General features: G+C 57.8%; 14 protein-coding genes. 1 reads left to right on the top strand and 13 read right to left on the bottom strand.

What is annotated here, in order from left to right; genetic code table 11:
* Nucleotides 1–2 precede the first annotated feature (2 nt).
* From JNL86_18355 to JNL86_18295, 13 genes are all read right to left on the bottom strand, one after another.
* Nucleotides 3–2,063 (bottom strand): TonB-dependent receptor, encoded by a 2,061-nt coding sequence (locus tag JNL86_18355; protein MBL8044877.1) that lies wholly within the window; start codon nt 2,061–2,063, stop codon nt 3–5.
* Between the two features lie 10 nt (nt 2,064–2,073).
* Nucleotides 2,074–4,167, bottom strand: coding sequence for a TonB-dependent receptor (locus JNL86_18350; protein ID MBL8044876.1), 2,094 nt, complete (start codon nt 4,165–4,167; stop codon nt 2,074–2,076).
* Nucleotides 4,168–4,371: 204 nt separating this feature from the next.
* Nucleotides 4,372–4,653, bottom strand: a complete 282-nt coding sequence (locus JNL86_18345) for a hypothetical protein (protein ID MBL8044875.1) — start codon at nt 4,651–4,653, stop codon at nt 4,372–4,374.
* A gap of 832 nt (nt 4,654–5,485) precedes the next feature.
* Complete coding sequence (locus tag JNL86_18340) at nt 5,486–6,874, bottom strand: outer membrane protein transport protein (GenBank protein MBL8044874.1); 1,389 nt, start codon at nt 6,872–6,874, stop codon at nt 5,486–5,488.
* A gap of 4 nt (nt 6,875–6,878) precedes the next feature.
* On the bottom strand, nt 6,879–9,596 hold the full coding sequence (locus tag JNL86_18335; GenBank protein ID MBL8044873.1) for a response regulator: 2,718 nt from the start codon (nt 9,594–9,596) through the stop codon (nt 6,879–6,881).
* 68 nt (nt 9,597–9,664) lie between these two features.
* A complete protein-coding gene (locus JNL86_18330; GenBank protein ID MBL8044872.1) occupies nt 9,665–11,443 on the bottom strand; it encodes a hypothetical protein in 1,779 nt (592 codons plus the stop codon).
* Between the two features lie 343 nt (nt 11,444–11,786).
* A complete protein-coding gene (locus tag JNL86_18325) occupies nt 11,787–12,302 on the bottom strand; it encodes a hypothetical protein (protein MBL8044871.1) in 516 nt (171 codons plus the stop codon).
* A 66-nt stretch (nt 12,303–12,368) separates the two neighbouring features.
* Entirely contained in the window at nt 12,369–13,772 is a 1,404-nt protein-coding gene (locus JNL86_18320) for a radical SAM protein (GenBank protein ID MBL8044870.1), read from the bottom strand.
* The gene (locus JNL86_18315; protein MBL8044869.1) at nt 13,772–15,865 is read right to left on the bottom strand and encodes a universal stress protein; all 2,094 of its coding nucleotides are present in this window, start codon (nt 15,863–15,865) and stop codon (nt 13,772–13,774) included. Before JNL86_18315 ends, JNL86_18320 begins: the two co-directional genes overlap by 1 nt.
* Nucleotides 15,866–16,030: 165 nt before the next feature.
* Nucleotides 16,031–17,674 (bottom strand): radical SAM protein, encoded by a 1,644-nt coding sequence (locus tag JNL86_18310; GenBank protein ID MBL8044868.1) that lies wholly within the window; start codon nt 17,672–17,674, stop codon nt 16,031–16,033.
* 65 nt (nt 17,675–17,739) lie between these two features.
* The gene (locus tag JNL86_18305) at nt 17,740–18,516 is read right to left on the bottom strand and encodes a class I SAM-dependent methyltransferase (protein ID MBL8044867.1); all 777 of its coding nucleotides are present in this window, start codon (nt 18,514–18,516) and stop codon (nt 17,740–17,742) included.
* Nucleotides 18,517–18,613: 97 nt separating this feature from the next.
* Nucleotides 18,614–19,393 (bottom strand): MBL fold metallo-hydrolase, encoded by a 780-nt coding sequence (locus JNL86_18300; protein MBL8044866.1) that lies wholly within the window; start codon nt 19,391–19,393, stop codon nt 18,614–18,616.
* Nucleotides 19,383–20,174: a hypothetical protein gene (locus tag JNL86_18295; protein ID MBL8044865.1), complete on the bottom strand. Its 792-nt coding sequence runs from the start codon at nt 20,172–20,174 to the stop codon at nt 19,383–19,385. Before JNL86_18295 ends, JNL86_18300 begins: the two co-directional genes overlap by 11 nt.
* Before the next feature lie 203 nt (nt 20,175–20,377).
* On the opposite strand from JNL86_18295, the gene uvrA reads away from it, so the two are divergent.
* Nucleotides 20,378–22,885 (top strand): excinuclease ABC subunit UvrA, encoded by a 2,508-nt coding sequence (uvrA, locus tag JNL86_18290; protein MBL8044864.1) that lies wholly within the window; start codon nt 20,378–20,380, stop codon nt 22,883–22,885.
* Nucleotides 22,886–23,165 lie beyond the last annotated feature (280 nt).

Here is a 23,165-nt window from a genome sequence, read left to right as displayed (position 1 = left end):
GATTAAAATCGAAGGGTTAACCAACCCATGACCCGCCGGCCGATGAGATCTCCCAGCGGGTGTTCCTTGTGCTCATCATTGAGTGCGTTGAAGACCGAAACCGCCACCTCGGCGTCGCGCATATAGCCTGCAGCCGCCTTTTGTTGCCAGAACCGGTACCCAGCACGCAGGTTGAGCAGGTTGTAGCTGCCGACACGATCACCCGGTGTCGTGACTCCGGTCGTGGGAATATTTGCCAGGAGCGTAAAGCTCTGTGCGATCGGATAGGTGGCGGCTCCGACGTAGTAGTAGCTGATTTCTCCGCTGAGTCCGTTTTCCCATTCCGTTCTGACTCCGGCGCTGACTTTTGATCGGGGGGCGCCACGTCTGACCGTGCCGCTGAACGACTGCCCGATTTCCTCATAGGCATAGTTCGCGAATCCGCTCAGCCAACGACTCGCCAGGAACTCGATGCCGGCTTCGCCTCCGTAAATATCGGCTGCCCCCGGATCGTTGACGAATGCGGAGGCGCCGTTGGCGAGGGGCCGGCTGCCGATGAGGTCGGAGATATGGTTATAGAAGAGATCGGCGCGGATGCGGAGGCGATGTTTCCAGTACCAGCCTTGGTATCCGGCCTCGTAGGAGGAGATCTGTTCCGGGGCGAGCCCGGTCGCGCCGGTTACCGGAACGGTCGAAGAGATCGACGAAGGAAACGGGAGTCCGGTGGGGATGGTCGTGGTGACTCGCTGGTCTTGATGAGACTCAAACAGCGTCGGTGGCCGATAGGCGGCAGAGCCCGAGAGATGGAAGGTATGTCCTTCGACCGGTTGATACAGAATGGCTAGGCGTGGGCTCCATGTGCCGTTGATCTGCGTATGCAGATCGTAGCGAAGGCCTGCAACGATCGTGATGGCCGCAGTTGCCCGCCATTCATCCTGAAGAAACAGGCCTAACCGGTTTTCGCGACTGAATTGATCGATTGTCGGACTGGAAAGCGAATTGTGCCGGTAATTCGCGCCATAGAGCAGGTGATTCGTCGAACCAAGGGTGAACGCATGTTGCACATCCACATTGTACGTGTTGCCGGAAAACGGATTCGTCGACACGCCGTTTCGATCTGTCACGCTGAGAATGTTGGCCAATTGGGGGAGTGGATTGATGGTGGCATGGTCCGTATACCCGGACCACCATGCTCGAATCAGAAAGGCACCCTCTTCGTAGATGGCGTTGGCATAGCTGAAAGAAGGGCGGGTAGAATTGCTGGTCACTTCGCCGACCTGCCCGTCGTAGCGGTTGGTTTCCGTCACTCCTCCGGAAAGAATGAGTTTGCCGTTGGATGAGACCGCATATTCCGTCTGTGCGTTGAATTTGTGAGAGCGGAATCCCAGGGCGTCCCGATCCCGCCATTGTTGCGACTGGTCGCGGCCGATCGCCAATCGATAGCCGAACTTTCCGATGGTTCCCGCCTGGACGGCTGCGCTGCTGATGGTTCCTTGTTCCCCTCCGCCGAATTGCAGGGTGGTCCCCTTCATTTCTTCGGGTGACTTGGTGATGATGTTGATCACCCCGTCGAAGGCATTAAATCCATACATGGCGGATGCGGGCCCCTTGAGCACTTCGATCCGCTTAATCTCGGGGAGCGTGACCGGGAGGGATTTCCAAAACTCGTTTCCCTGCACATCGAGATAGATCGAACGTCCGTCGACCATGATCAGCATCTTGTTCGCGAACGGTTGATTGTCTCCCCGCGCGCTGACATTGAAATCGGCTCCGGTCATCTGCATGACTTCCAGCCCAGGGATACGGCGGAGCACGGTGGGAAGATCGGTCGCTCCTGACTGTCGAATGTCCTCGTCGGTGACGACGTACACGTTCGACGGCGCTTGTGAAATGGGTTGCTCGTATCGCGACGCGATACTTACGGTTTCCTCTTCCTTGAGCAGTTCCAGGTCATTGCTGACTGGAAGGGATCGCGCGTCCTGGAAGATCCCCGGAGTCTGTTCCGCTAAGGCGACATTCCAGAGCGCGATGGTCAGGATCGCTGCGAAGAGGGGAGCCCAGCTGTGCTGTGAGCGCGCGAGCATCAGTGATCACTCAAAGTCTGATCGTGAACCAGCCCATGACTCGGCTGCCGAGTGTGTCGCCCAGAGGATGTTCCTTGTGGCGATCGTTGAGCGCATTAAAGACCGAGACGGCCACCTCGGCTTTGTCGTGCCAGAATCGATACCCGCCGCGCAGATTCAACAAGGTATAGCTATCAACGGTTGAACTAGTCGGCGTGGGAAGCACCGGCGCAAGGGCGGAAAACAATTCGATCAGCGGATAGGTGGCGCTGGCCACGTAGTGCACCGCGATCTCTCCGTTGAGCCCACTGTCCCACTCGCCGCGCATTCCAACGTTGGCCTTCCAATCCGGCCCTCCTCGTCGGGACACTCCGGTGAAGGTCTGCCCGATTTTCTGATAGGACGCATTGGCAAACCCGCTCAGCCATCGGGTGACCAGGAATTCGAATCCCGCCTCGGTGCCATAGATGTCGGCCTCTCCGCCGTTGACGAGCGTCCGGGTGGTGCCGATGGTTTGGAAATTGATCAAATCAGAGAGGTGATTGAAGAACACGTCGAGTCTGGTCCGAAGCCGGTGTTTCAGCCACCAGCCCTGATAGCCGGCCTCATAAGAGATAATCTGCTCGGGGTTGAGTTTCTGCGAACCGAAGAGCGGAATGGGGGCGAACAAGGGCGGAGTGGTCGGCGAGATCCGCAGGTCAAGATTCGACTCGAACAACGTCGGCGGACGATAGGCGACTGATCCGCTGATGCGAAACGTATGCTCAGGAGTCAGGCTGTAAATCAGGGCCACTCGCGGGCTCCAGGTACCATTGATGCGAGTATGGAGGTCATAACGGATACCCGCTACCAGGGTGAGTGGTGATAGAAGTTTCCATTCATCCTGCAGATGAAAACCAAGGCGATCCTCGCGTCCCAACTCTGAGACGGCCGCGCCGTCGACCACGTTGTATCGGTAGTTGATGCCATAACTCAGGCGATTGGACGAGCTCAGTTCGAGACTGTGCTGTGCTTCGAGGTTATATGTCTGTGTGGTGAAGGAGACATTCGAGCCGCCGGTGGCATTGGTCTGTCTGACGAACCGGGAGAGCAGCGGATGAGTGGCGGAGTCGACGGGAATATCGTTGCCCTGCCACCAGCCACGAAGCGAGAAATTCCGGTATTGATAGTGAACGTCCGTATAGCCCTGGTTGAACTGGGATTGGGGAATCTGCACGTTTGAAACCGGCCCATCGAACCGATTCGTATCGATGAATCCACCGGCCACGCGCAACGTGGCGTCTCCCGAAAAGTTATATTGTGTCTGGACATTAAACTTATTCGACCGGAACGCCAGCGCGTCCGTGTTTCGCCATTGCTGATTCTGATCCCGCCCGATGGAGAGGCGATAGTCGAGCTTTCCGGCGGAGCCGGCGTGGACGGCCGCACTCGAAATTGTGCCGAGTTCGCCGCCACCGAATTGGAGTGTTGTCCCGTTCATCTCCTGGGCCGATTTGGTGATGATGTTGATGACCCCGTCGAACGCATTAAATCCGTACACGACGGAAGCCGGCCCTTTGAGGACTTCGATGCGTTTGATTTCCGGCAAGGTGACCGGGAGCGATTTCCAGAACACCAGACCCTGCCCGTCGATGTACATCGATCGACCGTCGACCATGACGAGGAGTTTGTTGGCGAAGAGTTGGTTGTCGCCTCGTGTGCTCACGTTGAAGTCCGCTCCTGTGACCTGCATGACATCCAGGCCTGGTACGCGCCGGAGAATGGTCGGAATGTCGGTGGCACCGGAATGGCGAATGTCTTCGTCGGTAATCACATATACGTTAGAAGGTGCTTGCGAAATCGGCTGTTCGTGGCGGGTAGCAATGCTGACGGTTTCCTCCTCCCTTAGAAATTCCAGCTCTTCGCCGGTTCGTGCGAGCGTGGTGCGGCTCGCATCGGAAGCAGGTGTTTCCTGCGCCTGGCCGAGGGCAATGCACCAGAGGCTCACGAGTGTCCCGAAGAGGGACAGCCACAGTCGTCGCCTCTGCGTCGCACTAGGTTGGGGGGGCAGGGGCAGTCGATGAGCGTCTGCCGTTGGCGACGAGGGGAGAGATGCTGAGCAGGCCAGCTGAATTCTACGGTGCATAGCATCCCGGGAGGCTCTGGTCGAATATGTCAAGCGTTGTCACGTGGAAGAAAAAAACGAACCTGAGCTGGATCACATGATCTTCAGGCAAAAGGCATGCTTGTTGGCCCACAGCCGTACAGACCCGGTCCTCCAGATGCGAGAGGGCTCTCGGTGCGGGATGCGGGCTTCGCGAGGTGGGGTGCAGCGAGCGGAGCCGCGTATCTAACCGGATACGGATTGTATGCTTTCAGATACAGGCGTGTGTATGGCTTTATTCGTCCGAGGTCGCCCAGGCTTCAGGTCTTGCAGTCGAGGGGAGAAGGGGCGGCCATTTTGAGTCTCTAAATTGTGAAGCAGATCTTCCATCGCTGAAGAGATCAATCCTGCCATGGTGGTGCCGGATGTCCAGTAGGCGGCATCACGCATGCGCTCGAGCAATTCGGCCGGCAGGCTGACGGTCATCCGCTGGCGTTTGTGTGGTCTCAGATAGATGAAGCGATTCATCGTGCAACTCCTTTGCGCAAGAGGCGCGGAGGGCGCCTCTTCAATTTGGCTTGTTCCTTCGTCAGGCGGCACGGCTCTTTGTACAAACCTCATGGCGATATGGCTAGACGCCTCGATGTGTAGGATTCGTCTCACGTCTATGAGACGCGTTGTCCTTCCAGACGGCCACAATCAACAAGGCCAACATACCGCTGATGCCTACGAGGAGACCCCCCATGACGAGTTCCATGTCAGGCTCCTTTCTATTCCGATAGTCTGTCCTGCATGCAGGAAGTAGCGTCCTGTTGTAATGTTCTCTTCGTAGCAGCAACAGCTATGCCACTTTGGTTTGGTGAGACCGAAGAATCGAGATGATGCGGGAGTGTCAGGTCTAGTTGAGGTGTAGCGGTGCGTCATCGCGAAGCGTAGCCCTCTATTTCGGAGGACTATGCGTGAGATGGTATCGGAATGGATTCTGCCGCGTATCGAATTCGATACGCGGCTGTCACGGAACAGTCTTCCCTCTCTCGTGTCAGGCGGATCGGAACTCATGAGTGAATGTGAGGCTGCGGAGAGAGTGCCGCGTCTCCGTTGGGGACGGAGACGCGGCAGATGGCGTGGGCAGAGGCAGACGACTCAGTGCTGGATGGGCATGATCCAGAGGCCATGACAGGTGGCCGGTTGAACATCGACAACTGGCCACGATCGTCCGGCTGTGCCCTACGCCTCAATCAATGCCCTGGCTGGCGATGGATCTCAGCGGTCTCTCTGTGACAAGGGAGAAGCAACCGCTGTGCCCCAGGTCCAACGAAGAGGAGGCCATTGAGCACTGCGATTCGATGAGGAGGCGGAGTTAATAGTTGAACCGCAGGGAAAGTGAGCCGGCGTGAATGAGTGTGTCGTAGCGGCCATTGACGCTCGGGTTCTGGTTGCCGGTCACGGTTCGAACTTCATAGAAGGCGGCCTGATAGGCCAAATCGATGGCGAATAATTGTGGTTTGAGGGGACCGATACCCAATTCGCCGCAGCGCAGCAATCCCAGGAAAGACCCGTTCGCGTGGCAGGCCAGCCCGATTCCCACCGAGGGGATGTGGGAGTTGGCGGAGGGAACTCCTGGATTGAATGTACGATCTGGGATTTGAGTCTGTTGATTCATATACCCGGCTCGTAGAGCCACATCCCAGTCGGGCATGGCCGGCATATTCAGCCAGCGATATTCGGTGCCGACCATGGTGGTATAGCCGCTTTGCCAGTTTTGTGGAAAGGGCAGCAGCGCGCCGTTGGAAAGGTGAATATCGAGGGTTCGGTTCGACTTCCAGCCGACATAGTCGACGTCGAACTCCAGTTTCCACTCACGATCGGCGGTACGGACCGGCCAGACCGCCATGCCGCCGGAGAATACTTGCGGGAGCACGAAGGTGGCTGCGGTGTTGGCCACTAAGGCGCCATTGGCTAATAGCGTTCCGGTGAGATGGAACGTGGCTTGACTCCGATAAACCAGCCCGATGTTCACGAGGGGTTTGCCATCGCTGTTACGGAACGGTGTATACAGCAGGCTGACGTTAAACCCCGCTGTGGTATCACCCCCGTTGATCTCGACCAGTGAGCCGGGTGCAATCCCCTGTCCTCCTGGCCAGATGGATTTTTGCTCGAGGTGGCCCTCTCCGAACAAACCCGAAAAGGTGTAGATGTCGGCGCCCAAACCGAATGACAACTGGTCATTGAGCTTGTAGGCGATGGTCGGTTTGATGTCCAGGAGCGGCAAGGTGGTAAAGGTGAGGGCACTGCGGAAGGGACCATCAATCGGGTACCTGGTGAGCGAGCCGAAAGGATTGTTGAACCCAATTCCCGCGCTGAAGTTTCCGAGTGCCGACAGTCCGAGATCCTTCAGATTGGCGACGAGGTATACATGACCCGGAGGCGGCCAAGCCAGGCTCCCGTTTCGATCTCCTGTCACTTGAGCGCCGGTCGGACTGGTGAATTGGGTGGTCCCGCCGATCAGCGACGTCCCGAAGAGGGTCTGGAACCCATGCAACTGTGTCATGCCGGCGGGGTTGTAATGCAATGCGGAGGGGTCATCGGCCTGCGCGACGAAGGCGTTCCCCATGGCGGCCGCGGAAGCCGACTGTCCTTGGAGACGCGGGGTTTGAGCGTGAGCCTGTGTCGGGAACAGCAGTCCACCGGAAAACACCAGCATGAGGACCAGTACGAGGGATTGGCGGAGGCGCTGCGTGAGCAACATCGAGTTATTGTCCTCTTGGTGAGTCGGGGTGAGTCGGCTGGTGTTGAAACCAACGATCAATGATGTGGCGAAGCCGACTAGCATCAAACGGCTTCAGCAGGTAGCCCTGGGCTCCGGCCTCCACGGCCGCCATGGCGCGATCCAGTGCTTCCACGGCCGTCATCATGACCACCGGGAGGGTGGGATGGCTAGGCCGTAGTTGACGGAGAACATCGAACCCATCGAGTTCCGGGAGCGCGATGTCCAAGAGCACTCCATCCACCGGTGTGTCTGCCAACACTCGCAGGGCGGTCTTTCCATCTGAGGCACTCTCGACCTGAAAGCCTTCCGATTCGAGACGATCCCGCAGGAGGTCGCAAATGTCAGGATCGTCATCCACCACCAATAGTCTGCGGCGCACAGATGGCAGAGGGCCGGCTGGAGTCGAGGCACGAGAATGCAGCGGAATCGTGAAGGTAAATGCTGTCCCCTGATTCAACGCGCTGTGCACTGCAATGGTGCCGCCGTGCAACTCGACTAGATCTTTGACGATCGCGAGTCCAAGACCAAGCCCTTTCGTTTGACTCCGCTCCTGATGGTGCACGCGGAAAAATGGATCGAAGAGCTTGGGCAGGGCGTCGGGGGGAATGCCTTGACCGTTGTCGCGGACGACGATCCGAGCCATCTCCTGGTCTGCGACCGAGAGCTCCACCGATATGTGCCCCCCGTCCGGCGTGTACTTGATAGCATTATCCAAGAGATTCGTCAAAATTTGGCTGAGTCGATCCGGATCGGCCCAGACCAGCAAGGTGGGGTCGGGGCTCTGGATTTCAATCTGGAGATGTTTGGTGATGGCGAGGGGAAGGAGTTGCTCGATGACATCGCTCACCACCGTTTGCAGAGCAATATGGTCGAAGGACAGCACCAGTTTGCCGGCCTCGACGCGAGAGAGGTCGAGCAGATCGGTGATCATGCGCGCCAGTCTGGTGCCATTGGCTTTGATACGGGCGAGATATTGCTCCTGCTTCACGTTCAGGGAGCCGACCAATCCTTCGAGCATGTTGTCTGCAAATCCGACGATACTGGTAAGGGGCGTACGCAGCTCATGGGAGACGTGGGCGAGGAATTTGGATTTCAGTCGATCCATTTGCTTGAGCTGCGCGTTGACGGCTTCCAACTCCGCGGTGCGCTCCCGTACGCGGGCTTCCAGACCGGCATTGAGCGATTCGATCTGTCGATAGGCGTGGGCATTATCCAGGGCAATGGCGACTTGGCTGGCGAGGGTCATCAGCATGTCAAGGTCGTCCTGGGTCAACGCGTGTTGGTGCGTGCGATCGACGGAGAGTGCCCCCAAGACGGCATGATGTGTCTTGAGCGGGACGGTCATGAAGGATTGCACATTGATCATCTTGATCAATTGCTGATCGAACGGGTTCAGGCGGTCCCAAATGTCTTGGACGTTGTTGGTCAGGACCGGTTCGCCGCGCAGGAGGATGGCGGCCTCAATGCCATTGGGGTCGGTGACGGCCACTTCTTGGGTGCGCAGGAACTCCGCGACCTCCGGCGGCAGCCCTCGCACGCGAAAATTGTGCAGGACCCGCCGCTCGCGATCGAATTGGGCGATGAGGGCGCGGTCGTAGTGTAGGTCGTGGACAATGGTATCCAAGACCTTGGTCAGCAGCTCGTCCCGATCAAAGGTCGAACTGAACAGTAGCCCTGCACGATGCAAGGTGGTGAGCTCATTGACCTTCCGACGCAAGGTGACGGCCGTGCTCTGTTGCTCCAGATAGGCTTCGCGCAATTCTTCATGGCGAGCATCGACGACCTGCTCCTGATCCTGGATGAGTCGCTGCAACGGTTTGGCGGCCCGTCGCATCTGACTGGTCATCATCCACCACAACAGCGATGCGGGAATCGCCGCAAGCCCTAGGGACTCGATGGTCGGCACGGTCGGCCAGCGCAGGTGCAGGTACGCAAACATTCCTCCTGCCACGAGCAGCCACACGGCCAGCGGCATGGAGCTGCGGACCTGCGGCGTCCAGGTGAATTCCCATTCGCAATAGGGATCGCCGTTGGCGGTACAGGAAAGATCCCGGACCGTGGCCGGTGGTATGCCGTGTAATTGGGTTTGTACCCGAGCAATGCTGGTCTTGCAGGAGAGGCAGATCACGTCGACGCAACGCTTGCGGTAGGGACCGAATTGGGCCAGCGCCTGATCGGTAAACGTCATGCGCAGGACGGCTGAGCGTCGAGTCACTCGACCGACCTCAAACTCCAGTACGTTGCGGACATATTTCCTGCCGAGGTGAGGCCACATCTTGTAGAGCTGTGGCGTTGAAAACGGACGGCAGAGGATTTGGATCAGTGGTGGAACCTTGCGGTGCGTGCCCACATTGACGTGGAAGTCTGGATCGCCGGAGAGCTGTTCGCAGAATTCCCGCAGGTAGCAGACGAACTCATACGAATAACTATTCCAAATGTTGCGGAGAAAGTCTGGGGTGACGTGATAGGACCGATCGGGGAGGCGCGCATTCAGGAGGCGACAGAGTTCATCCAGCGCGTGTGTGGCCACTTCCTCGCCGGCGGTGCGCGAGAGGTAGTCGCACATGTAGTCCACGTTCGACTGGACGACGACCCCACTGATGTCGCAGATTTTCTCTCCCTGGGCGTTTAGGCCGAAGGGGCGGAATTCCATGAACGGGCGTTCAAGGATCGAATGTTCTTTGGAGAGGAGATCGGTCATGCGTGAGCGGCCTTGTGTGATGCTTCCCTGGTGTGCACGAGCGGCACCTGAGGGTTTGGACATCCCTGCTAGTCGGGATCTCGGCAGACCAGAGCCATCGGCAGGAGTTGCCTCGCAATATCACAGGTCTTTAAGTATTCGATGATGGCCCAGCGGTCGTCTACCGGCAGTGCACATCCCAAGATCCCATTGCTTCGTGCATTGTCACAATCGGTTGTGTCGGCAAATTCGTGGCCTCGGTTGCTGTTGCCCGGCAACATCGTTTTGAATTCGAAGCGTGCGGGTTGTGTCGGCGACGGGGGGAGTCCGGTGCAGTCTTCCGTGACGAAACCCACCTTCACAGGGTCAAACTCCATGTTCGGGTTGAGGGCGAAACAGGTGCTCCGTTCTCTGGTCGGCGAGAGCAGTTCATAGAGGTTTGGGATCGATCCATTGTGGAGGTACGGAGCGGTGGCCCACACGGCTACATGAGGACGAGCGATATATTGCGCCTTGTCTCGCCAGATATTTGGCCGGCCTTGATACTCAGGTTCGTTCGAGGCATTGTTCACGGCCAGTAATTCGGTTGTGACATATTCCGAAGCTTCTCTTGCAGAAATCCGTCCGCGGCCTAAGAAACTCGTGTCCACGGTGCGTCGGGAAAAATTCTCCAGATAGAGAGAATCGGTTCCAATTTCTTGGAGGGGCACCATCGTGATCTGGAGACTTGGGGCGTTGTCGGACGCGTTGGAGATTTTTGCAGGAACGTGACAATGGGCACAGAGGTTCTGAATCCCTTTGGCTTTATTGCCGTGGTAGAGGTCTTTGCCGCGGGCCGCCAATTCTCGATTGATGGGCGGGAAGACGGACGGCCACTGCGGTGGACTCAGGCGGCGTGCCAGGTTTTCGAGGGTTTTGAGCGATTCAATATCGACAGACGAGCGGAAGACCTTGTCTTTCTCCGATGGAATGTCGACACCGGGCTGTACCCAATTGAAGAGTCCGGCGTTGACGCCAATCACCTGGCCGATATTCCTTGCCAGCGGATGTTGAATCGACCCGGCCCACTGGACCCAATCATACTCCCATACGCCCCACAGGGGAGGAATGCTGACCGGGGCGTTTGCGGGCCGGAGATTGTCAGGATTGAGCGCGGTAAACACCATATTCCCGCCGCGGCCGAGCGCATCAAACCGGCCTGGCCCCCACTGCTCAGGAGAAAGATCTCTCCCGCTGCGGGAAATCAATCCCTGGGTGTGCATTCTCACATCCTGCGCCAGTTTGGTGAGTGTGTAGGCGGTCACGGCTTCTCCACGACTGGCGAGGACACGAGTGGCAAAGGTCTTGAAGGGCTCGGGGGGAGTCTGTTCTTTTAGGCTCTTGAGGAATGCGGGCTGATCCGGAGGAAGCAGCATACCCAGTCGTTGGATGAGGGCGTTGAGGAAGCGCGAATTGTATTGGAGTGAGGGGCCGCCGTCGATCTTGATCGCGTGACCTTTATAGCTGAACTGAGTCGTGTGACAAAACGAACAGGTGAAACCGGCTTGTGGCACAGGGATATTCGGCCCTTCGGTCTTGGCAAATCCGACCGGGAGTTTGTCGGAGTGCCCTGGGTCTGCGACGAGCCCCGTCACCGCGAATATTTTCGTGAGGGAGTCATCCACTAGCGCCACCAGCCAATCATACGGAATCAGCTGAGTTCCGGCTGACAAGTGGTACCACTGCTGCAGTTCCAGATCCGACAGCCCGTGGTTAAGAGGGGTGGCTGGATTCTGGGATGGGACGGGATCGATTGCCCGACAGTGCAAGGGCGAAAAGATGAGGAAGAGGGCGGTCAGGAGCAAGGCACGGTGTAGGCGGATAGGCATGGCGTATCTCCTCATGCTGGGCGAGATTAGGGAAATAGTGCATGCATGGTCGGTCCGGTTTTCGGGCAACCGAGGCGGCGCCAGTCTGGATCAATCAGCAAGGGACCGCGAGTGTGGAGCGATGAATCGCGCGGTCTCAGCCATAGTAAGCAACACACATGCCATGTGCGCGGTCGCAGGGTACCTGGATCGGCCTACGAATGCCAACAGATTTTGAGCCGATGGTGGAAGGAAGCATGAAATGGGGTCGGGGATGTCGCTGAGCCAGCTGGCCGAGCAACAGGGGGTTCTTAGGGGGCGAGAGTCGATGTCGGGGAAAGGGGATGAGGGATTGCGCGCGTGCCTACTGATGCAAGTGCTTCATTGCAGCAGCGCAGAGGATGATAAAGAAGCCCATCCAGAGGGCGGCACGTTGAAAGGGAATCGATTCGTAGGTTTCACCCTCCTCCTCTTCATCCTCATCGGACTTGAAGATGACGGTATACAGGAACAGCGTCAGGAGGCACAGGACCAGGATCAGCTTGATGCAGAAGATCCAGAGGTACTTCGGATGGTTCTGCAACCCTTGGCCGGTCTGCGAGACGAAGATCTGGTTGACGTAGTGTAAGTTGATGCCGCCGGTAAACAGCAGGACGACCAGGAGAATACCTGCCACCCGTTTGTAGTGGCGATAGAATGCGTCGGTGATTGGACGGATGTATTCTTTCGGGAGCCCGCCCTCACGCAGCCCCGGAGCCACGGCCATCACAAGAAATGCGAGGCCGCCGATCCAAATGACGGCAGAGAGCAGATGAAACCAATGATTGACGATGGGAATGAGCTGATTGAGATCAAGGAAAATGCTTTGTACGGAATCCATGGTCAATTGGAGGGGAGCGGGCGACGATGGCAGTCAGGTGGCTACAGTCGCTGCGCAGGCCGGTCCCTACTCCTTCCCTCGCATGTCAAAGTTGAAGACCGGGGCGTCGTTTCCGAACCGCTTCTTGCGCAGCTCTTCCATGAGTTCAATGGTGATCAGAGCAATGCCATTTTCCCGGGCATGCCGTTCGACGCCTTTCTTGACCATGGCGCGGAGGAAGTAGGGAATCCGGCTCAGACGAAGTTCGGACGCTTCGTCCCATGCGACGGCAGTCTCTTCGGGAGTATTAAAGGCGACCTTAATTTTTTCGCCACCCTTGGGGGTGTAGAGGCACCACTGATCCTCATCTAGCCAGTCGCCGTGGTCGACATAGGGACGGGCGCGGCAGCCTCCGCAAATATCGGTGTATTCGCAATCTCCGCACTTCCCCTTCAGCTGCGGGTAGCGGAAGGAATTGAAGACGTCGGAGCGTTCCCACAGATCGACGAAGCTTGCCTCGCGCACATTGCCGGCCGACAGCGGCATATACGGACAGGGAGTCAGCTCTCCGTTCGGCGTGACGCGCGCATAATTGGTTCCGGCCAGGCAACCGCCGCCCATGTAGCCCGTCGCCTTGGTGAGTGGAGAATTGGGATCTTTTTCATAGGCCAGCCGTTTGAAATGCGGGGCACAACGGGCCCGGACCAGCATGTCTTTGTATTGATCTTGGCAATCCACTAAGTAGCCCAGCACTTCTTCGTATTGCTGCGGGCTGATATCGGTCAGTTCTTCTCCGCGCCCCGTGCAGACCATAAAGAACACATTCAAGACCCGCGCCCCGAGCGTATGGGCCCATTCCACCACCTGCGGCAACTCCTGGTAGTTCATGGGTTGGGCGCTAAAGTGCACTTGGAATTGAAGGCCGTTGCGTTTGCACGCCTCGATACCGGCCAGTGCGCTCGCGAAGGCACCGGGGACGCCTCGAAATTGATCGTGTTTGGCTGGATCAAGGGAATCGATGCTGATACCGACGCCCATGACGCCGATTTCCACCAATGTTTTGGCCATGCGATCGTTGATCAACATGCCATTGGTGCCGAACACGACGATAAAGCCGAGTCCAACCGCATGGCGGGCAATGTCCAGAATGTCCGGCCGTACGAGCGGCTCGCCGCCGGTGATCACCAACAGGCATCCCTTGTTCACTTCGGCAATTTGATCGATGAGGCGGAAGCACTCTTCCGTGCTGAGTTCGTCGGATCCTCCACCGGCTTTGGTGGTGGCGTCAAGGTAGCAGTGATCGCATTTGAGGTTGCATCGCTTGGTGAGATTCAGTGCCACGAGGTACGGCTTGAAATCGTCAACGGTGCGACCATCGTTCGGTCCCGGCAATGGAGACGTCGGGGAGATGAACTTGGAGATCTGCTGCTGAAGCGATTCCAGCTTATCGCCGAGAAAGGGAATATTGATAACCGGCAACGACTTACCCATCACCGGTTTGCCCCGGTCTTGGAGGAGCCAGTCAGGTTGGCAATCATGTCTTTGAGATTGCCGGTTTTCATGGCGTCGGCCATGTAACCCTTCGCCTGTTCAATTCCCTCGGTTGCAACTTCTAATGTAATGACGGTGGTTCCGATTTTATCGGCGTGTTTCTCGATCAAGGCCTTGGTGCATTCCCGCATGAACCCTTCCGGTGCACGGTCCAGACGGCCCTGAGCATCAGGCGTCCAGGTGTAGGGAGAAGCAGCCGTTTCGGGCTCCGATGTTCCATTGCCGTTGGGCGTAGGGGCACTGGTTCCGTTGGTTTCCGCGACTGCCGGCTCGGGTGCGGTTCCGGTCCCTTTGTTGGCGAAAATCGGGGTGTAATCTTCGGCCGCTGCTTCCTGAATCATGGGAGCGGCGTATTCGAGCGTAATGGTCGTCATGCCGAGCTTGCGGGCGCTCTTTTCAATCTTGGCCTTTGCCCGACGACGCTGGAATCCAGCCGGCACGGCGCGAATGGCCTCTTTGGCATCCTTCGTCCATTGCATCGGAATATCGTCATAGGCGACATCGGTTTCGAGTCCACCCTCTGCCTTGGCCGCCGCTTCGAAGATCGACTTGTCGACCTGCTTGAATCGATCGCCATCGGCGCTGCATACGGGGCACTTCACGGGGGTATCGCCCTTGCCGATGTATCCGCAACCGTCGCAGACAAAGTAGTTCTGGCTCATACGATCCAGATACGCCTGTGTCCCGGGGCTGTGAACCGGCTTTTCTTCGACGACCTGGGTCATCATGCCGCTCAGCGTCGAGCCCATCAGATCCTGCGCGACCGAATCGTCGGCTTGCATCTTGTCGCGATCAATCCCGGCGGCATCGAGGTTTCCGCCGAGCGCCCGCATCGCGTCCATCGCGCCTTTCGGAAGGATGTGTCCGACCGCTGCGTCGACGACCGTGTTGCTGATGATCGTGTGTCCCTTCTCGATGGCATAGCGGTGGATGGCGGTCTTGGCGACCCCTCGGGCAAATACAGGAATCCGCTCCATGCGTCGCAACGCTTCTTCCGTCCAGGCGATGGTGTACTCTGCCTGCGTATCGATGGGTGGAACATACTTACGATTCGACACCAGAATATTGCAGGCGGCGGAGCGCAGTAGGTTTTCCGTGTTGCTGCCGATGTCCATGTCTTCGTCGCTGTGGACGCCGATTCGGCCGACGATGAGCAGCCACGGGTTCTCTTTACGCACATATTGAATGATCTTCTCGAAGGCCTTGCCGTCCAGCAACGTCGTTTTGACGTCGGTCTGCTCGGCTTGGGCGATTTCACGGGAAATGTCGAGATGTGACTGGTAGATCTTCGCCAACCCGCTGTCGATGACCTCTTCGTGCAGCTTTTCCTGCTCCTTGAAGCGGAACACCTTGCCGGCTTCTTCGTTCAACACGCCGGAGATGCTGTGGAATGCGGCATAGTGGAAGTAGGGGTCAAAGGCGGAAATGACTTCGACCGGGACGTTGAACGCCTTGCCGAGTGCCAAGCCGGTCATGAGTCCGCCGAATGAATAGGGACTGCCGTCGACGGCGACGACGATTTTGCCCGTGCCCATCGGTTGAGGTTGCTTGATGATCAGCATGTCGGAGTTCCGCACACGCCGAAGTACTCGTTCAGTGTTGCTGCCGATCACGCTGTCCTTGACGGCACCGACTCCCAAGGCGCCCATGATGACAAGATCGTAGGCGTTGGTGTTGATATCCTCAGCCAAGACCTTCCAGTTCCGGCCCTCCAACGAGCGACGCTCCACCGGTAGGTTGGCTTCGTTACATTTTTTATCGACGTAATCAAGGTAGGAGTCGGTGATGATCTGGAGTCCGCGCGTGATCAGCGAGTCGTGGATCTGGCGCTGCCGGTCGAGTTCCTTCTCGTCGTGATATTCCTCCGGAAGCCCGGCCTCCATCTGCTTGAATCGTTTATCGTGCATCTTGGCGGCATAGACGTGGCTGCCCACAATCTTGGAGCCGTAGGTTTTCGCCAGTTCAACTCCGACATCAACGGCTGTATTAGAATGGTCGGAATTGTCGACCGGGATATAGATGGTCTTGTACATCGAAACGCCTCCTAGGCAAACACTCTATAGGGGGAAGAGATCAGAGAACCGCCAAGAATTCAAACGGTTGAATGGAACTTTACCCCAAAAGAAGCGGCATGATAGCACCGTGCTCTCGGGGAATGCAAGCAAACCCACGGCAAGCGCATGGCCTGTGGATAACAGCTAACTCGTTGGACTCACAGCAGTCTTTTCCGCCTGAGCCGCAGTCGGGTGAGTGGGGCGGCGAGACCGGAGGATCTCTTCCAAGGTCAGGAGTGCGTCCCGTCCGGAGTTGTTGTGCACTCCTCGAATCAGATTCGCGTCGGCATAGTGCGTGTGGTCCGGTTTCCCCTCAGTCGGCGCGGTTTGTGAGAGCGAGCCGGACCAGGCTCGTGGGTCGCGGCTGCCTTCTTTCTGTTGCCAGGCCGTGAGGCAGGCTTTCGCGATGAGCTTGTTGAGGGGGGCCGGGTTATACAGCAGTTTGCGAATGCTCGTCGGCGTGAGCATGAGCGGATTGTATCCTGCAGACAGGTACCCTTCCTCCAGCAATCGATGTTCCAAGTCCGTATTCGGTTGGATTCCAAGAAAGAACATCAAGGGGAAGACACGCTCCTCTCCCAGGATCGCCGCGACCTTCTTGTAGGACTCGACGCTTTGAAGCAGGCTGTCTTCGGTCTCCTTCGGGGAGTTTAGTGAATAATTGAGGATGACCTTCCCCTTGAACCCGGCTTCGGCCAGGTAACGACATCCATCGTACAGGCGTTCGAGCTTGAAGCCCATGTGCAGGTTGTTCAGCACCTCCTGCGATCCGGACGTAATGGCGACTTCCAAATCTCCCACACCCGATCGCACCATCAGCTTGGCCAGCTCCGGTGTGATCAACGAGGTGCGAATATAGCCCGACCACTCAATCTCCAGCTTCTCACTCAGGATTCGTTCGAGAATCTCCGTGCACTGCGGATAGGCTTCCTTCCCTGTGATGAACTGGGCATCGGTAAACCAGAATCTGCGCGCACCCCACTGATGATAGTGCTGAGAGATGTCTTTGACGACCATTTCAGGCGGCCGATACCGTACCCGTTTGCCTTCAATGTAGGGATAGAGGCAGAACGCGCAATCGTAGGGGCACCCGCGTTTCGTCTGGACGCCGATCGACTCATCCATATACGAGGCATGCTGAGGGAAAATGGAGGTGAGATAGGGCAAATCGACGGTCAACGCGTCGAGTAGTGCCGGTGAGCCCTGCTGGCCTTTGCGCGTCTGGTTTCCTTCTCGAATGATATAGCGTTCGTGTTCCAGCGATTCACCGTTGACCACCTTGAGAATCGCGTCTTCCCCCTCACCCAGAATTCCAATGGTGCCTTCCGGAAGTTTTTCGATCAGTTGATCGGCAAACGCCGTAAACGCGCCGCCGCCGATCATGATCTGGCTCTTGGGGAATTCCTTTCGGATCAACCAGGGGTACGAGAGGTTCGCGCGAATGTGGCTGTAATACCGATACAGCTGCTTCAAGCCGGCGAATGACGCGGCGACCCGTTTGATCGGATTGCTGGCGAAGTAAAAATTGAAGGCGTGCTCCAGTGACGCATCACCTTCGTGAGGGGAAAAAATCTGAATATCCCGCCACGAAAAACAGACCAGGTCCGGCTTGAAGTCGAGCGCAACATCCCGGATCGCCTGTGTGCGCTGCGACTCAGGAAACAAGGACAGGTCGAGAATGCGCTGCCGTACCTCCGGCTTCCGGCGATGGATGAAGTCCGCCAGGTAGGTCACGCCGATCGGATAGACCTTCTTACAGGGCAGAAAAATGTAGAGGATGGAATTCATCAGCCATCAGCCGTCAGCTCATAGCCATCAGCCTGCGCTGAGAGCTGAAAGCTGATCGCGTGTTGTTATTTAGTGGCCACATGGATCGCGACGATGCCGCCGGTAAGGTTGCGGTACTCGACCTGGCGGAATCCCGCGTCGCGCAAGAGTGCTGCCAGGCGTTCCTGGTCGGGAAACGTGCGGATCGACGCCGGAAGATATTCGTACACCCCGGTTCGGTCCCGCGCGACCTTCGTGCCAATCCATGGCAGCAGACGGAAGGAATACCAATCATAGAGTGCACGTAACCAGCCATAGGCCGGTCGGGAGAATTCCAGGCAGACGAAGCGGCCGCCCGGCCGTAATACCCGCCGGATTTCCGTGAACGCCTGCGTCAGGTTGCCGACATTCCGCATGCAGAATCCTGTTGTGACGGCGTGGAACGTGTCATCGGGAAATCCCAGATGTTCGGCATTCGCTTGCAGGCAGGTGATTCGGTCGAGGAGTCCGCGACCCGCAACTTTGCGAAGTCCTTCAGCCAACATGGCATGATTCAAATCGGACGCCACGACATGGCCCTCTTCGCCCATTTTCGGTTCGATCAACAGTGCGAGGTCCGCTGTTCCGGCGCCGATGTCGAGCGCGCGGCCGTTCGTCACGGTGGGCACGTAGGAGGCCGTGAGGCGTTTCCAATGGTGATGGAGGCCGAAGCTGAGCAGGGTATTGTTGAGATCGTAGACGCCTGCGATCGCGGTGAACATGCGCTGAACGGCCTGTTCACGAGCCTGACCGGACCACGTCGAGACGGCTTTCGCCGCCCCTTCTGTTGGTTCGGTTATCGGAGATTGTTCTGCCCGCACCATGGGAGGGTGGTAGCACCCGCTTTTGCCTGTTGTCAAGATCGCGGGGGGGCTGGTGAAACGCTGGTGGCGGGCCGATGTTGGTTGCCGGGCAATGAACTCAGGCGGCGGCGCGGGTGTCGGACTTGGGCGTAGCCCCTTTCCACTGACCGACTTCGAGGCTTTCCAGCCAATCGAGCAGTTTGCCGACGTGCTCCCCCTGGAAAATCGACCCGTGCTGCGGGCAGATCATCTTCGGCTTGATCGCACGAACCCGTTGGACCCATCCGCGGAGCGCGGTGGTCGACGGCATCCAACGGAGATGAAAGCCGCGCATGTACTGGATATGTTGATCAAAGTCGGTGACCACGAGACTGGCCTCGTGATTGGGCACCAGGGCCGACCCGATGTCGCCGGAAAAGAGGATTCCCGCCGTCGGGTCGTACAAGGAAAAGTTTCCCGAAGAGTGGCAGTAATGGGCTGGAACAGCTTCCACTTCCGGGCCTTCCTCGCCGATTTTGATGCGCATGCCGTCGTCGGGGATCGGGTTTAACATGATAACGGCGCCGGTGCTGAAATGGCTGACAAAGCCGGTCCAGAGCCAAGAGCAGTAAGTCTTGATTGATGGGTTCAAGTCGAGCCACATGGCAAGCGACGAGCAAATGTCCGGGTCCTGGTGGCTGGCGAAGATCACCTTGATATCCTGCATGCGGACATATTTCGCCAGTTCAGCCAGCACCTGGGGGAAAATCTGAATGCCTCCTGGGTCCAACAGCATGGCGTGGCCGCGATGGATGATCACATATTCATTGGTGTCGATGACATGATCGTCCTTTTCCGGGTCCCGGCCGATCACGACCCACTGATGGTCGTCTTTGTGGAACAAGACTTTACTTTGCATAGGTATATCCCTTCAACAGCAGGTCTAACAGCTCCTGCCCATGTTCGATGGCCTTTTTCATGGCAAGCGTCTTTCCGTCCAGGTCATCCACGACACGGGTGATTTCGGTCGCCAGGTTCTTGAAGTTGGCCTCTGCCTCCGCCAGCCCGGCCGCTTCGGAAGCGATGCAAAATGCCATGTAGCGAGCGGTGAGTCCGATCGATTTAAGCCCGCCCAGGGCCTGTTGGGTCTCTCCCAAACAGCGCAGCGCCTCTTTGAGCCGCTCATGCAACTCGGTGAGATTGGCCTGGCAAAGGTTGACCACAAATTGACGATTTTCGCGCTCAAGCGCTTCCGCGGAGATAAACGCTGGATGCTGAGTCAGTTGAGTGAGATCCGCCGCCGTGGTGAAGCGCAAATGTGACAACGAGTCCAGACCGTTGGAGGCCGAGGAGCGTTCCCCATGCGCCATCGCCGACAGGAGGCTGGCAATCAACTGATGATACCGCCAGATGATGTTCGAGCTGCTCGCGGTGACCTTGGCCAACCCGGCACAGAGGTGCTCTAACGCGGCCACCTCCGGGCGGATTTCCTTAGGGGTGTTGTTCAGGATCTCGACCAGGGCCAGCATGGGCCGGCCTTTTCCGCCGGGAATCTTGGCGGCTTGGACCACGCCGTTGTTCGCAAGAATTTGCATGGACAGCGACAGCTGTTGGAGGGAGCGGCCGACGTTGAGGATATCGACCGTAATTCCAAAGAGTTGATTGATGTTGCGCTTAAAGAGGCTCAGCACGTCATGCATAGTGGCTGAACTATCGTAGATGGTTATGGTTGGGATACGGAAGTGCCCACACCTCCCTATCGGCAGGTCGGGGAAAAAACTAAACTGCCCGTTTTCCGACACGGCCGAGGCCCGATCGAGGCCGGGATGATCCGGCCTGGGGTGGGGACAATGAGGATGAGGCGAACGAGCGTGTGGGAGCGGCGTGTTATAATCCCGCCCTTATGAGCAATACCATTGTCGTGAAAGGTGCGCGTGAGCACAATCTGAAGAATCTCGATGTCGAGATTCCGCGAGACAAACTCGTCGTCATCACCGGGCTGAGCGGGTCGGGGAAGTCCTCCCTGGCGTTTGATACCATCTATGCCGAAGGCCAGCGGCGGTACGTGGAGTCGCTCTCGGCTTATGCCAGGCAGTTCCTCGAACAGATGGGCAAGCCCGATGTGGATTCCATCGAGGGGTTGTCGCCCGCTATTTCCATCGAACAGAAAAGCACCAGCCACAATCCCCGCTCGACCGTTGGGACGGTCACGGAAATTTACGACTATCTCCGCCTGCTGTACGCCCGTGTCGGCCATCCCTGTTGTTTTCAATGTGGCCAGGAGATTACCGCGCAGACGGTGCAGCAAATGGTGGATGCGATCTGTGAACTGCCGGAAGGCTCGAAGTTTCAGATCCTCTCGCCCATCGTTCGTGGCCGGAAAGGCGAGTATCGAAAAGAATTACTGGAGATGCGGAAGGCCGGGTATGTCAGGGCGAGAATCAACGGCGAGATCGTTGATCTCGGCGACGACATCGTCCTCGACAAGCAGAAAAAGCACAACATCGAGATCGTCGTCGATCGGCTGGTGATGAAGCCAGGCGATGCGTTGATGCGACGGATCGCGGATTCCGTCGAAACGTCGGTGAAGCTGGCTGGGGGATTGGTCGGGGTGCTCACGGAGCCGGGCAAAGTGCACGTCTATAGTGACAAGCTGGCGTGTATCAAGTGTGGAGTGAGTTATCCCGAGATTACGCCCCGGGTCTTCTCCTTCAACAGCCCGCATGGGGCATGCCCCGCTTGCGATGGTATCGGCTACGCGATGGCGCCGGGCGCATCTGAAGACGAAGATTTCACGTTGCTGGAACGGTGTGAACGTTGCCACGGCGCGCGTCTCAAGCCGGAGAGTCTGGCGGTGAAGATCGCCAAGCGCTCCATCGCCGAAGTGACCGAGCTGTCGGTGCGGGCGGCGGCGGATTTTTTTGCCGGACTCACGTTCACCGAACGCGAACTGGTGATCGCGCATCGGATCTTAAAAGAAATCCGCGAGCGGCTGGGATTTCTCGTCAATGTCGGTCTGGACTATCTGACCTTGGACCGTCCGGCGGCCACCTTGTCCGGCGGCGAGGGGCAACGGATTCGGCTTGCCACGCAGATCGGTTCGGGGCTGGTGGGCGTGTTGTACATCCTGGATGAACCGTCGATCGGTCTGCATCAGCGCGACAATCGGCGTCTGTTGCAGACACTGCTGCGTCTTCGCGATCTCGGCAATACCGTCATCGTCGTCGAGCACGATGCGGAGACCATGCAGGCGGCCGATTACATTCTCGATCTCGGGCCCGGCGCCGGCACGCATGGCGGAAAAATCATTGCTCAAGGCACACCCAAACAGGTGATGGCCAACCCCGACTCCCTCACGGGGCAGTATCTGCTCGGCGCGCAGATGGTCTCGTTGCCGGCGCGCACGCGAAAGCCCAAAGGGTTCCTGACGGTCGTCGGCGCCAAGAAACACAATTTGAAAGGGGTGACCCTCAACGTGCCGTTGGGCTTGCTCACCTGCGTGACCGGTGTGTCGGGGTCGGGAAAGAGCACGCTCGTGCTCGAAGTGTTGTTCCACTCGCTCTCGCAACTGCTGTATCAGAAGAAGCCGAAGATCGATGGGTGTAAGGAACTGAAGGGGGTTGAGGCGCTGGATAAGATCATCGACATCGACCAGTCGCCCATTGGGCGCACGCCCCGCTCCAATCCGGCCACCTACACCGGACTGTTCACCTTCATTCGCGATCTCTTTTCGAACCTGCCGGAGTCGCGGGTGCGCGGGTACAAGCCAGGCCGCTACAGCTTCAATGTGAAAGGCGGCCGATGTGAAGCCTGTCAGGGCGATGGGCTCATCAAAATCGAGATGCATTTTTTGCCAGACGTCTATGTCACTTGTGAGGTGTGCAAGGGGCAGCGCTACAACCGGGAAACCTTGGACATTCAGTACAAGGGGCGCAGCATCGCCGATGTTTTGAATATGACGGTCGATGATGCACTGGAATTTTTCGAGAACATTCCCTACATCAAGGCGAAACTCCAAACGCTGCACGACGTCGGGCTCCACTATGTGAAACTCGGGCAGTCGGCCACCACGCTCTCCGGCGGCGAAGCCCAGCGGGTGAAGCTCTCGCGCGAGCTCTCCAAGCGACCCACTGGCCGCACCATGTACATCCTCGATGAGCCGACGACCGGCCTTCACTTCGCCGATACGCAACGTCTGCTGGACGTGCTCGACCGCCTGGTTGAAAGCGGTAATACCGTCCTGGTGATCGAGCACAATCTCGACATGATTCGCAACGCAGACTGGGTGATCGACCTGGGGCCTGAGGGCGGCGACCGCGGCGGCGAGATCGTGGCCGAAGGACCGCCGAAGGAGATCGCCAAATCCAAGCGGTCGTTTACGGGACAGGTGTTAAGAGAAGCGGGGGTCTGAGGGGTGGCGCGTTAGGGATAGGCATGATGCGATGAGCGCGGACTGCTCACGACCCGCTACCTGTTGCCGTGTGCGACTGTGAGGCGCGACCGAAGGTCGCATGCCGTCGCACAACGGCAAGTTTATCCGCTGCATCTCTCCACGCCCGCCATGCCGACTCCGAAGACTCTACCCTTCCACCCCGCTATGAATGGAGAGATGTGGGGAGGCAGGAGACGCCAATGATGTTCAGTCTCCAAGGAAGTACTTCTTTCCCCGCTGCTGTTTCCCCATATCCCAG

Source organism: Nitrospira sp., assembly GCA_016788885.1.
Taxonomy (GTDB): domain Bacteria; phylum Nitrospirota; class Nitrospiria; order Nitrospirales; family Nitrospiraceae; genus Nitrospira_A.
This window is presented reverse-complemented; position numbering and strand designations above follow the sequence as displayed.